The organism is Enterococcus sp. DIV0660C (assembly GCF_017316125.1).
In the GTDB taxonomy this organism is placed as follows: Bacteria; Bacillota; Bacilli; order Lactobacillales; family Enterococcaceae; genus Enterococcus_B.
Window position 1 is genome coordinate 1 of record NZ_JAFLWA010000004.1, and the last position, 12,483, is coordinate 12,483.

General features: G+C 36.3%; 11 protein-coding genes and 1 other annotated feature. Of the genes, 3 read left to right on the top strand and 8 right to left on the bottom strand.

Features of this window, described 5'->3' with window-relative positions; translation table 11 throughout:
- Window positions 1–188: 188 nt before the first annotated feature.
- Window positions 189–827, bottom strand: coding sequence for a TetR/AcrR family transcriptional regulator (locus DOK81_RS00830; RefSeq protein WP_206907211.1), 639 nt, complete (start codon window positions 825–827; stop codon window positions 189–191).
- A 143-nt stretch (window positions 828–970) separates the two neighbouring features.
- On the opposite strand from DOK81_RS00830, the gene DOK81_RS00835 reads away from it, so the two are divergent.
- The gene (locus DOK81_RS00835) at window positions 971–2,320 is read left to right on the top strand and encodes an MATE family efflux transporter (RefSeq protein WP_206907213.1); all 1,350 of its coding nucleotides are present in this window, start codon (window positions 971–973) and stop codon (window positions 2,318–2,320) included.
- Between the two features lie 609 nt (window positions 2,321–2,929).
- On the opposite strand, the gene DOK81_RS00840 is transcribed toward DOK81_RS00835, so the two are convergent.
- The 4 genes from DOK81_RS00840 to DOK81_RS00855 all read right to left on the bottom strand — a co-directional run bounded on the left by DOK81_RS00840 (window position 2,930) and on the right by DOK81_RS00855 (window position 6,590).
- The gene (locus DOK81_RS00840) at window positions 2,930–4,240 is read right to left on the bottom strand and encodes a C39 family peptidase (RefSeq protein WP_242589829.1); all 1,311 of its coding nucleotides are present in this window, start codon (window positions 4,238–4,240) and stop codon (window positions 2,930–2,932) included.
- Between the two features lie 228 nt (window positions 4,241–4,468).
- On the bottom strand, window positions 4,469–5,281 hold the full coding sequence (locus DOK81_RS00845; RefSeq protein WP_206907214.1) for an amino acid ABC transporter substrate-binding protein: 813 nt from the start codon (window positions 5,279–5,281) through the stop codon (window positions 4,469–4,471).
- A gap of 20 nt (window positions 5,282–5,301) precedes the next feature.
- Window positions 5,302–5,937 carry an amino acid ABC transporter ATP-binding protein gene (locus DOK81_RS00850; RefSeq protein ID WP_206907217.1) on the bottom strand — a complete coding sequence of 212 codons (636 nt, stop codon included), beginning with the start codon at window positions 5,935–5,937 and terminating at the stop codon, window positions 5,302–5,304.
- A gap of 11 nt (window positions 5,938–5,948) precedes the next feature.
- On the bottom strand, window positions 5,949–6,590 hold the full coding sequence (locus DOK81_RS00855) for an amino acid ABC transporter permease (RefSeq protein ID WP_206907220.1): 642 nt from the start codon (window positions 6,588–6,590) through the stop codon (window positions 5,949–5,951).
- A 157-nt stretch (window positions 6,591–6,747) separates the two neighbouring features.
- Window positions 6,748–6,981 (bottom strand) — a binding site (T-box leader).
- Between the two features lie 93 nt (window positions 6,982–7,074).
- Between DOK81_RS00855 and DOK81_RS00860 the strand changes: the two genes are divergently transcribed.
- A complete protein-coding gene (locus tag DOK81_RS00860) occupies window positions 7,075–7,560 on the top strand; it encodes a prolyl-tRNA synthetase associated domain-containing protein (protein WP_206907223.1) in 486 nt (161 codons plus the stop codon).
- A gap of 342 nt (window positions 7,561–7,902) precedes the next feature.
- Here the strand turns inward: DOK81_RS00860 and DOK81_RS00865 are convergent, their stop codons facing one another.
- From DOK81_RS00865 to DOK81_RS00875, 3 genes are all read right to left on the bottom strand, one after another.
- On the bottom strand, window positions 7,903–9,975 hold the full coding sequence (locus DOK81_RS00865; protein WP_206907225.1) for a DNA topoisomerase III: 2,073 nt from the start codon (window positions 9,973–9,975) through the stop codon (window positions 7,903–7,905).
- Window positions 9,908–10,285, bottom strand: a complete 378-nt coding sequence (locus DOK81_RS00870) for a DUF1033 family protein (RefSeq protein ID WP_067482663.1) — start codon at window positions 10,283–10,285, stop codon at window positions 9,908–9,910. The genes DOK81_RS00865 and DOK81_RS00870 overlap by 68 nt, the downstream gene beginning before the upstream one ends.
- Window positions 10,286–10,414: 129 nt before the next feature.
- Window positions 10,415–10,996: a TetR/AcrR family transcriptional regulator gene (locus tag DOK81_RS00875; RefSeq protein ID WP_206907227.1), complete on the bottom strand. Its 582-nt coding sequence runs from the start codon at window positions 10,994–10,996 to the stop codon at window positions 10,415–10,417.
- Between the two features lie 151 nt (window positions 10,997–11,147).
- Here DOK81_RS00875 and DOK81_RS00880 point away from each other — a divergent pair, with 151 nt between their 5' ends.
- Window positions 11,148–12,446, top strand: a complete 1,299-nt coding sequence (locus DOK81_RS00880) for a multidrug efflux MFS transporter (RefSeq protein ID WP_206907229.1) — start codon at window positions 11,148–11,150, stop codon at window positions 12,444–12,446.
- Window positions 12,447–12,483 lie beyond the last annotated feature (37 nt).

The following is a 12,483-nucleotide window of genomic DNA, read 5'->3' on the forward strand; positions in this document are numbered from 1 at the left end:
GAATAGTGGACGTTCTTTTTAGAAAATAGCTCATTTGAAAAAAAAGTGATAGTTTACACTCTCACTAACTACTTGATTTTTATTAAAATGTACCTAAATCACAATACGCACCTTAATTCTTGAGTAAGGTAGTTACTTTCAGGTAATGTTTCAGTTGTCATTTGCTCTTTTCCAATATTGATTTTTGTCTATTTTATCTTTTTTATCAACTCTCCTAGGCCTTCCACAAAAATCGTCAACCCCCACTCAAACGCTTCTTTACTTCCTAATGTATCTAAGACATTGCCTTGCAAAATTTGAAAAATTGGTTCATCAGATGCCATTCCAAACAACGATTGTTCTTCACCTTCGACCCTTTTGTTTTGATTTTCCTTTTGAGCAAGATAATCAATTTCAAAAGAAATGATGTAATTCATAAATGCATTGATACTAGTAAATTTTTGACTATATGTTAATGGTTGACTATCGATGATTTTTAATAATTCATTGTTTAATCTCAATAGCTCTGGATTATTCGGAGTAGTCCGTAAAAGTAAGTAAGCAGAATAAGGATATTTCCGTAATTTCTGAAAAAGTAGCTCACCGTAAAAGATTAATTGCTGTTGCCATTGATCTGCTATTTTGACTTCGTCTAACACTTCTCTTATAACTTGTGAAGCGAGTTTATCAAAAATTTGCTCTTTGCTTTTTACATACCAATACAAAGAAGGCGCTTTGATATTCAATAATTGGGATAACTTTCGCATACTAAAATTATTGAGTCCTTCCGTTGCCAATAATTTCCACGCTGCACCTAAGATTTCGTCTTCATTCATTTTATTTCTCAAAATACCTTCACACTCCTCGTATTCATTATATCAGAAAATCTACCAGTGTTAGTTTGTTCTTGCATTTTTTATTAAGAAGTGATAATCTAACACCGTTAGTTTAACTAACAGTGTTAGATTTATATTGAAAAGAGGTTTTTTAAATGGAACAAATGATGGAAAATTCAAATGAATACTTGTTAAAAGATGCTCCGATAAAAAAGGCAGTATTAAGTTTATCGGTCCCTATGATGATTGGAACTTCGGTCGGTGCAATCTACAGTGTAATAAATGCTTACTTTATTGGTTTGCTTCACAATACGCAGATGATATCAGCGATTACAATCGGAATGCCTGTGTTTATCGCATTGATGGCCATTGGGAATATGTTTGGGGTAGGCACGAGTACATACATTACTCGCTTGATTGCTGTTAAAAACACAGAAAAAGCAAAGAAAGTGGCTGGTTATGGCTTTTATATGAGTTTGATCGTAGCACTTTTATTAGGTGTAATCGGAGTAGTCGCAATCAATCCTTTATTAAAATTATTAGGTGTTGATATGCCAATGTACAATTATGCGATGCAATATGTCGTGACACTTTTAATCACCGGTTTTACTACAACGATCAATTTCACCTTAGAACAAATCATACGTTCAGAAGGGGCTGCGAAAGAATCAATGTATGGCATGATTATCAATGTTGTAGTGAATCTGATTTTTGATCCGCTATTGATTTTAGTTTTGCATTTTCATGTAATTGGGGCTGCTTTGGCGATCGCGGTGGCTAATCTGGCTTCGATGCTTTATTATCTTTATTATTTATCTAACAAAAGCGACCACTTAAAGGGTTTTGCTAGACACATTTTTTTATCTGTAAAAGATCAAATCGAAGTATTGAAAATCGGAGTTTCTGAATTAATGAATTCTGGTTTTATGATTATTTCAACATTATTATTAAATGTGTATGCTGTCCATTATGGTGATGATATTGTGGCTGGCTTTGGAATTGCGACGCGCTTAGTTCAAGTTCCACAATTTTTGGTAATGGGGATTTTCTTTGGAGTGATTCCTTTATTTGCTTACAACTATTCAAGTAAAAATAAAAAACGTTTAAATGCTAGTTTCAAAACAGCTTGTGCGTTTATTGCCTTGATTGTCTTCGTATTTGTATCCTTGACTTATCTTCTCCGTTATCCGATTTTGGGATTGTTCACGGACAGTCCAAGTCTAATCAAAGTAGGAGAATATATTTTGATAGCATCACTTGTAACCACAGTTTTTAATGGATTTACAGGATTGATTTTAGGTTTGTTCCAAGGTACTGGTAAAGGTCTACCTACAATTATTATTTCCATCATCCAAAGTTTATTGATTATTCCAATCATCCTTTATATGAATGCCAACTTTGGTTTGCATGGGCTTGTTTGGGCTTCTACAGTAACTGAATTCATCGCTTTTTGCATTGGTATTGGCTGTTACTTCTATTATCGCAAAGACTTTCACGCTGCTTGAATAGACTCAACTCAGTGGAGGGACTTATTGATTAGCTACTCAAAAAGTTTTAGAATGCTCTTCAACTATCCTAAAGTAGGAGCCTGCTAGTCATCATTACTATACGAAAAAACCTCTAAAGTGTTCTCTTTAGAGGTCATCTATATATATTATTACTTTTGACAGCAAAAGGTGGTCTATCTAATTGAAATTTAAGTAGTGATTATGCTCGCACTTCTGAAATCTGATGAAAGATAATACCATTTATCCATGTACGCGATAATTCAAACTCTTCTCATTTTTAGTATGTTTTCCCTTGCTTTGATTTATTTGATTGTGAATATCCTTAAAAAGAAATACGCGTCTACTTTAAGAAGAAATTGTCACAGCAGTCAAGCAGTCGTTTCGATACTTCTAATTTATCGTCGTCTTTAACGATGTGTCTAAGAGGACATAGTGACACTTTCCTCTTTTCATCTTCATTAGGACATGTTGTTTGACAATCAGAAGGGAAGTTCATCAAATTTATATCCATTTGCCACATAAACTCCGCGAACTATTTTTAGTTGGAATCTACTCCTGAATGAATTTGTTCTCAAAGTCCAGAAAAAACTAATTTTTTCTGGACTTTTATCTTACAACTACCGCGTATTTTCTTGCATTGTAAATATTCTCAAATGTTGTTCGGTTTAACCAATATGAACCACTGATTGGATCAGAAACATGAACTTGATTACTGCCTTTATTGTATCCGTCGAGAGTTACTGCATGATTATTATTGGCAGCTAGACCAAAGTTCCAATTTCCCCAGCGAATTGGTTGAAAATTGATTGTTACCCAAGCAACTACTGGGTTACCGCTTTTCACTTCATTTAAAAGAGTATTCATCGAACTTCCAGAAATATTTTGTACATTACCATACTTTTGTCCCCAAGTTGTTAATGGTGCAGGATAGATTGCGGAATAGGTCCAAGAATTTTCCACAAAGGGGCTACCAACAAAACCTGTATTTGGATTTCCATTTGTGGATTTAGGAATCGTATTTAAAAATTGAGTTAACCCCCAGTTAGTGATTTTCCCTTTGTATTGTAAAGCTTGCAGTAGTGAAGCACCTTCACAACCACTGGGTGCGCCTAAAGCATATTGGTTGTAATTTTTTACACCAAGAAGCTTATAGTCATCATTCGTTGGTTGGCCATTTCCTACCGCGTACCAGCCTACACCTTCATATGCCCAACCTTGTTTGCTAATCACATTTTTCTCATTTTCGTCTAGCGTGTAGTGATGCCAATTGACTTGTTTACTATACAGACGACTAACAGGAATCCCATTTGCACCTGTGTAAGAATACCAGCCAATGCCTTCATATTTCCAACCATACTTCGTGATATTATCGCGTTCTTTTGCATTTAACGTGTAAAAATGTTCCCCGTTGTAACGGTTATACAAACGATAGACAGGTGCACCCGTTGTTGGCGCTTGCCAACCAATTCCTTCATAATTCCAACCAATTTTTCTCAGTTTATCACGCTCACCAGTATCTCTTGTGTAGAAATGCTCACCACTATAGGGATTGAACAAACGATACATTGGAAATGTTTTAACTGAACTACGTGCATAAAGACTTGGTCCACCTTCTTGCAGCTCTTCTTTGGGTGCCTCCGTTTTCTCTGCCTCAGATTGACCTTCTTTGACTGGTGGTTCAACAGTTACTTGTTCTCCACTGACAATGGTTGTCTGCAATTCTTCATCCAGTGGGTCATTCTCTGTAACTGTACTACTTGTCGCCTGTTCCTCCACATAAGTAGACATTACCGTCTGCTCATCTGTTCCTGTATTCATTGTCGTATCAATTGTTTCTTCAGCAAAAACACTTGTCGTTGCTAGCATCATTGTCGACAATAATGTCACACATGCGAAATACCCTACACTCTTTTTCATTAAACCGTTCCTCCGTAAAAGATATGTTTCATTTATGATAACATTCTTTTTTATATTTATAAAAAAAGACATAAGTGACTCAAACAGGCATGTATCTATCACATCTTCCTAGGTGAATATATTCTAGTCACTTTATATAGTGAAAACTTGTCTTTCTTTTATTTACTTAAATATAAAAATAGCTTAAGAAACCCACCTTCCTGATTTCTTAAGCTATCCTTCATTTAGTCATTTTGGCGTCACATCTTCCCCAAACCATCGCTTCGACAGTTTTTGAAATTCACCTGACGCTTCCAACTGGTCAAAAGCCTGATTTATTTTGGTCACTAATGTCCGATCTGCCTTTCTTGCACCTACAGCAAAGTCCTCACTTGCATAATTCCCAGTTAAAATGTGATAGTCTTGCAATTGATTTTTTTGTTTCAAATAATAATTTGCATACACGCGATCCATCAATAGCCCATCAATTCGACCGCTTCTTAAATCAATCAATGCTTCATTAAAGCTATCATATAGCACAGCTTCCTGGTCTTTTACATAATCTTTTAAAACTTCTGGTTGTTTCGTAAAGACATCATAACCTGATGAACCATTCTGAGCACCTAAGATTTTCCCCTTCATATCTGCAAAGCTTGCGATTTCAGAACTTTTAGGGGTTATCAAGACTTGCGTATTTTCCATGTATGGCTGCGTGAACTGCACTTTTTTTTCACGTGCTGGGGTTTTCGAATAGCCATTCCAAATCAGATCAATCGTTCCATTGGTCAACTCAAATTCCTTCATTGACCAGTCAATCGGCTGAAAGTTGACTTTGATGCCATATTCTTTGAATACAGCTTTAGCTAACTCAATATCAAAACCAGTTAACTTACCCTCTTTATCACGAAACCCCATAGGGACAAACGTATCATCTAAACCGATTGTGATTTCTTTTTCTCGATCAATCGTTGTCCAACTATCTTCTGTTGGCTTTCTTCCACAACCAGAAAGTCCGAGTAAAATAAAAAGAACTAAAAATAATGCCCGAGTAATTTTTTTCATCTATTTTTTCTCCCTTTCTTTTACTGGTTTGGTGTTACCTTTAATAACTGATCACTCACATTTTCTGCAAAAACTAAATCATGGGTCACGATAATTTGAGTCACGCCTTCTTCTTTCAAAGATACAATCAGTTTTTCAACTTGTTGACGCAACTCGGGATCAAGTGCACTAGTTGGTTCATCGTAAGCCAAAACTCTTGGATTCATAGCTAACGCACGGGCAATTGCCACACGTTGTTTTTGTCCACCTGATAATTGGAAAGGATAACTATCTAATAAATCACTGATACCTAAAGATTTTGCCAGCTCTTTTGCCTTTTTGGTATACACTTCTTTCGACTGCTTTAATACATTCTTAGGTGCTAAAGTGATGTTATCAAAAATACTTAAGTGTGGAAATAATTGAAAGTCTTGAAACACCACCCCCACTACTTGCTCTCGATTTTTTAGTTCTGCTGGATTAAATGGTTCGTGATCTAAATAAAACTCACCACTATCTGCTTTTTCAAGACCAGCTAATACGCGAAGAAGCGTTGTCTTCCCACCACCTGAAGGACCAACGATAGCGAGTGTCTTACCATCAGGAATGACTAAATCTAACTCTTTGATTACTTGCTTTTTACCAAATGTTTTACTTACTTTTTTTAACTCGATCATCTTTTTTCCTCCTAGCGATAATAGTTCAACTTCTCTTCCACTTGTTTCATCACCAAAGTCAAGATTCCAGTTAGCGCAAGATAAATTCCTGCTACACCAAGTAATGGGAATAAACTAGCATCACGTTCCATAGCAATCTTCCCTGCACGCATAACGTCTCCCAAACCTAGAATATAAACTAACGAAGAATCTTTCACTAAGTTGATAATTTCATTCCCTACTGAAGGAAGAACAATTTTTATTACCTGTGGAATAACGATTTTCGTTACTGTTTGAAAAGGACTAAACTGTAAAACTTGTGCTGCTTCATACTGGCCTTGCGGAATAGATTGGATCCCACCGCGAAAGATTTCGGCAAAGTACGCCGCGTAATTCAATACGAAAGCGAGTAAAGCTGCCTCAAAACGATCAAAAACAATTCCAATCGTCGGTAATCCATAAAATACAAAAATCAATTGTAAAAGTAAAGGTGTTCCTCGCATAACCCAGACATAAGTTTGAAGAAGATAACGAACTGGCTTAAAGTTGAGTGATAACCCTAACGCTAAAATCAATCCGAGTGGTAGCGAACCGACCAATGTTAAACAAAATAATTTCAAGGTTGTCAGTGCGCCCACTAATAATTGCGGCATAACTTCAATTAAATCTTTCATTGTTTTTCCTCCTTTAAATAAAAAAGTCCTCTTGGCTTAATGCCAAGAGGACGTTCACACGTGATTCCACCTCTGTTTGCTTTTTCCTTGCAGAAAAAACCTCCAGCGGTCATGTTCCCAGAAAATAGTGAAAAAAAAAAGCCTTTGGTCATTATGACCAAAGGACGAATAATCGTGGTTCCACCTTTTTTTGTCGGCGCTTCACAGTCAGCCAACCTCATCTGGTCATCAAACAATGACCGCAGCTATAACGGGCTACCCGGGTTTTCCTACTTCTCGATTTCAGAAAACCGACTCCAAGATGTGTTTCACAATTAGTCGCTATCTCTTCGCACCAACCAGAGACTCTCTAAAAACTGCTAATGGCTACTCTTCTTTTCGATGTCATTTCATTTACTTACGTGTAATTTACAGGATTAATTTTCATTTGTCAAATTTTTTTTACCTGTTAAAATAAAAAGAAATGAAGGAGGTCGAATAAACCATGCCCCAAGCAACTGAACAAGAAGCATATGATTTACTTTCTCATCTCGAAATTTCTTATCAAAAAGTTGACCATCCAGCAATTACCTCTGTCAAAAATTTAACATTTGATTTGCCTGGTCCTCAAGTCAAGAATCTATTACTGAAATCAAAAAAAGGCAAGCAAATTTATCTTGTTATCTTGCCTGATGAAAAACAGGCTGATTTAAAAAAATTAGCCGAGGAATTATCTGAAAAACGACTTTCTTTTTTATCGGAAGAACAAATGAATCAATTATTAGGGGTTCCTGCCGGCACACTCACTCCTTTAGCGCTCATGCATGATACCGAAAATCAGATTCAAGTAGTGATTGATGCAGAAATCGACCAAAAAAACACCGTTGGTTTTCATCCAAATGTGAACACAACGACACTAATCATTGACTTTGTGGATTTCCAGAAAATTTTGAAGTATTTAAATCATCCGCCAATTTTTGAAAATTTATAGAAATTTGAAATTAAGTAAATAGTCTGATTTAACTTTTCTGTCTCGATCCTAAATAACCTGCTATCACATGACAGAAACTTCCATAAAAAAAGCCACGCAATCTCTCGTGCAGAAAATTGCGTGGCTTTTTCGTTTTTTTTTTGTTCTTCAGTTGTTTAAATGATTTTTTAGAAAAAGCATTCTTGCTTGTTCGAAGCTAACCTTTTGCACTACAACCTTTTTCCTCGGTGTTCAAGAAGTAACTCCTTCAAAATAAAACTAAATTACTCAAAAATTTGGGAAGCAATTTCTGAGAATTCATTCTTGTTTATTGGCGCTAAGCACTTCTCGCACACCCTTTTACTACTCTTTCATCGCAGCTCTTAAAGCAGCTGCTAATGGACTTTCTTCTGGCTCTTCCGCCTGCGAATATTTCTTCATCAGACGACGTTCCTCGTGCTTTGTCATCTTTTTCTTTTGCTCTTTTTTTCCTAACATTTTTTCTGTCGTTCCATCATATTTACAACGGAAATAAGCACCATTTTTTCCTTCAATGATTTCCATTTTCCGATGACATTGTGGACAGCGATGGTTAGACACCTTAGGATCTTTTCTTCGACGGTAACTACAGTCCACATTCGTGCATACATAGATTTTACCGTCACGTGTATTTTTTTCTCGTAAATTTGATCCACATTCAGGGCATTTCTTTTGCGTAATTGAAAAATCTTGATAAGATTGCTTGCTTGTTTTGATTTCTTGCACTAAACGTTTCGTTTCTTTTTCAATTCCTTGAAGAAATTGATTGGACTGTTTTTTTCCAGCAGCAATGGCTTCTAAATCTTTTTCCCAACTTTCAGTCAATTCCGGTGTAACTAATGAAGGATTGACTAATTCAAGTAATTGCTTGCCTTTTGGCGAAACTTGTAATCCCACTGGTGTACGTTCCATCAATTCTGATTTGATCAATTTCTCAATAATTTCTGCGCGAGTCGCTGGTGTACCCAAGCTGTATTTCTCCATAAATCCAAGTAAACTTGCTTCAGTCAATGGTTTTGGTGGTGCTGACAGTTCTTTTTTAACTGTAAAGTTTGGTGCAATGCGCTGTCCTTTTTTCCACTCAACTTCGTTCACTGCTTCTTCAGTTGATTGTTTCCAACCAGCTTGAACTACTCGATTTTGACGAAAAACAAAGATTTCTGTTCCAAAACTTACGGTAATTTTTGTCTGGCTCACTTTATATGGTTCCGCAAATAACATTAGAAAACGTGTGACGATCATTTGATAAATTTTCTGTTCTTCGTTACTCAATTTTTCATAACGTGGACGGTTTTCCGTTGGTAACAACGCATGGTGATCTGTTACTTTGTTATCTTGAAATACTTTTGTTTGTTTCACTACTGCGCCATTTTTCAAGTAAAGTTTTACTTCTGGTGCAAAATCACTAACAGCTTGTAAACGTTCTTTCATCGTACTTTTCATATCATTTGTCAAATACTTACTATCTGTACGTGGATAAGTCACGATTTTGTGTGTTTCATACAAACTTTGAACTAAACTTAATGTTTTTTTTGCTGAATAACCATATCGTTGGTTGGCTTCACGTTGGATTTCTGTCAAATCATAAGGAAGCGGGGCAGGCTCGGTTTTTAACTTCTCTTGAATCTCTGTTACCGTTCCATTCGACTGACTTAATGTTTTCACCAGTGCTTGTGCTTCTTCTATTTTTTTCAATGCAAATTGATTCTTTTGAACCATTTTCGCTTGTTCGTTGGCCACAGCTAAATGAATCGTAAAATAAGTTTGTGGTCGAAATTGTTCGATTTTCTTTTCTTGATCACGTACTAAAGCTAAAGTTGGTGTCTGCACCCGACCCGCAGATAAATTATCTTGATATTTAACTGTCAATGCACGTGTCACATTTAATCCAACTAACCAGTCTGCTTTTGCTCTTGCCAAAGCAGAAGCATAGAGTGCATCGTATTCTTTGGCTGGCTTGAGGTGTTTAAACCCATCTTTGATTGCTTTGTCTGTTTGAGAAGAAATCCATAAACGTTTCACTGGTTTATTAAAATGTACATATTCTAAAATCCAGCGAGCAACTAACTCGCCTTCTCTTCCAGCATCGGTCGCAATGACAACTTCCCCCACATCTTTTCGGGTTGCTAATTGCTTAATTGCCTTTAATTGATGCCCAGTTTTTGGTAGGGGTTTGATTCCTAGATTTTTAGGAATCATTGGCAATGTTTCCATCTGCCAACTCTGCCATTCTTTGTTTAAGTCTTCTGGCATTTTCAAACTCAATAAATGACCAAGGGCCCAAGTCACGATCACCTTGGGTCCTTCGTAGTAGTTTTTATGTTTTTGATTAGCTCCAAGCACCTTGCTTAGGTCTTTGGCAACGCTTGGTTTTTCCGCTAGAATTAGTTGTTTCATAAAATTCCTTTCCACTTTCTACGCTGAGTGGTTGATTCTCTTTTAATAAAGCTAACCCTTTATATTGTTGGAGATCATCATCACATTCTTCACACCAGCGCTCTTCTCCTTCATTCCAAAAGGCACTTAGAAAGTTGCTCTTCGCATTGATATATTCATATTTTTGATGGATTGCGATCCATTGTTTTTCATACTCAGCTTTGGCTTCTTCAAAAGAATCGAAGATCTTCTCATCTTGAATATCTTCTTCCCAATTTTCGAAAAACCACCATGGCTCATTATCACCAAACATGGTTATTACTTGATACATATTTGCGTTACCTCTCTTCAACTTAAATGTAAGCATTTTGTTCTGCTCGTTTCACAATAGCTACATCTTAGTCACTTTTCAAGAAAGTTGCAAGAAATCACTCTTACGAAAATCTAGCTAATTTTATTTTCATTTATCCAAACCTTTTTTAGATGACAATGTCGCAATAAAATCTTCAATCATCCAGCGGTAGCTTTCTTCTGGATCCACTTGTGGTTCACGCGTAAAATAGCCTAAAAAACGTAAAGATAAATAACCATGGATCAGACTTCTTAGCTCACAGCTGCGATGAACTTTTTCTTCATTTGTTAATTCGAACACTTCAAAAATCTGCAAGATAATTTGATTCGTTTCATGAATTCCATCAAGTAAAATTTCTTCATTTGTGTGAGGAATACTAATCAATAATTCATAGACTGCACGATTGGCAAAAGCAAATTCTTGATACGTTTTTGCATATATTCGGAGTGCTTCAGCACCACTTTTTCCAACTAAAGCTCGTAATAATTGGTCATTTAGTTCACGTAATAGCTGCGCCGTCAACGCCGTTTTCACCTCACGAATATTTTTAAAATAATTATAGAGTGAGGGCGATTTGATGTCTAAACGTTTTGCTAAATGTTGAAAAGTAAGTTGTTGCACATCCATTTCTTCTGCTAACTCACGAAAACAGTCGATGATTTTTTCTTGAGACAGATTTCTCTTTTTCATTTCTTTAATCTCCTCATAAGTAAAAAAATCCTTAACATTCATAGTTTAACATGAAAATCTAGGATAAAAAAGGGAGTTTTGTTGATAAACTATAGTCTGTAGTTTATAATAATCGACTGTAGATGAAAATTTTCAGAAAGAAGGATTTTGTTTGACTACACAAATAAAAAGAAAATTATTTAGAAAAAGAGAAGTTTGGGAACGTAATCTACTTGTTTTATGGTTTGGTACTTTTATGGCTGGTATTGGGTTTAGTCTGGTCATGCCATTTATGTCACTTTACATAGACACGTTAGGTCATTACAGTACCGCTCAGTTGAATTTTTGGAGTGGCTTGACCTTTTCTTCTACTTTTTTGGTAACGACGATCATCTCCCCATGGTGGGGAAAACTTGCCGATCAAAAAGGACGAAAATTGATGCTGCTACGTGCTTCTCTTGGCATGGCGGTCGTGATTGCACTGATGGGTTGTGTCAGCAATGTTTATCAACTTGTCGGCTTACGTCTCTTACAAGGTATTTTTTCAGGCTATATCAGTAACGCCACAGCTCTCGTTGCGACAGGGACGCCTAAAGAAAAAAGTGGTCAAGTTCTCGGAACACTGGCAACTGGATCAGTTACTGGAACATTGCTTGGTCCGCTGTTAGGTGGGATTTCTGCTTCAACATTTGGTTATCGCCCAACATTTTTTATTACTGGAATCATTTTATTTTTAGTTTTTCTACTTAGTTTATTTTTTGTTCATGAAGAATTTGTGCCTGTTAAAAAAGAAAACATGGTCTCTGCCAAACAAATTTTTCGAGAGCTTAAGTATCCTCAGGTTGTTTTAGGAATGTTCATCACAACGATGATCATCCAAGCATCTAATAATTCAATTAGCCCAATCATTAGTTTATATATCCGCCAGTTATTGAATGGACACGGAAATGTGACCTTAGTTAGTGGAATCATCGCATCCATTCCTGGGATAGCAACTTTGATTGCTGCACCCCGATTTGGAAGGCTTGGTGATCGAATCGGTAGTGAACGAATTTTAGCAATTGGTTTAGGTTTTGCTGTTTTAGTTTATATCCCAATGGCATTTGTCACCAATGTTTGGCAGCTTGCTGGTTTACGTTTTTTAGTTGGGATCTCAGATGCGTGTCTTCTTCCGGCAGTTCAAGCATTGATTACTAAATATTCACCACATCATGCTGCAGGTAGAATTTTTAGTTACAATCAATCCTTTCAAGCAACAGGGAATGTGATTGGTCCAATGATTGGTTCAAGCGTTTCGAGTGCTTTTGGTTATCGAGGTGTATTCCTCTCAACTTCATTACTGGTCATGGTTAATTTTGTGTTAGTCCGTCATAATACACAAGCTATCCACGAAACAGTTACCGAAAAAGCAACCCCTTTAGATGATTCAGCATTAACAGACCATTCTTTGAAAGAAAAACAGTTGCATTAAATAAAAAAATGAAAAGATTCATTGATAGTGATATCAA

Bases quoted from the DNA above. Each gene is read 5' to 3' on its own strand.
- DOK81_RS00845 (WP_206907214.1), bottom strand. From the start codon at position 5,281: ATGAAAAAAATTACTCGGGCATTATTTTTAGTTCTTTTTATTTTACTC.
- DOK81_RS00860 (WP_206907223.1), top strand. From the start codon at position 7,075: ATGCCCCAAGCAACTGAACAAGAAGCATATGATTTACTTTCTCATCTC.
- DOK81_RS00875 (WP_206907227.1), bottom strand. From the start codon at position 10,996: ATGAAAAAGAGAAATCTGTCTCAAGAAAAAATCATCGACTGTTTTCGT.
- DOK81_RS00850 (WP_206907217.1), bottom strand. From the start codon at position 5,937: ATGATCGAGTTAAAAAAAGTAAGTAAAACATTTGGTAAAAAGCAAGTA.
- DOK81_RS00835 (WP_206907213.1), top strand. From the start codon at position 971: ATGGAACAAATGATGGAAAATTCAAATGAATACTTGTTAAAAGATGCT.
- DOK81_RS00840 (WP_242589829.1), bottom strand. From the start codon at position 4,240: ATGAAAAAGAGTGTAGGGTATTTCGCATGTGTGACATTATTGTCGACA.
- DOK81_RS00865 (WP_206907225.1), bottom strand. From the start codon at position 9,975: ATGAAACAACTAATTCTAGCGGAAAAACCAAGCGTTGCCAAAGACCTA.
- DOK81_RS00870 (WP_067482663.1), bottom strand. From the start codon at position 10,285: ATGTATCAAGTAATAACCATGTTTGGTGATAATGAGCCATGGTGGTTT.
- DOK81_RS00855 (WP_206907220.1), bottom strand. From the start codon at position 6,590: ATGAAAGATTTAATTGAAGTTATGCCGCAATTATTAGTGGGCGCACTG.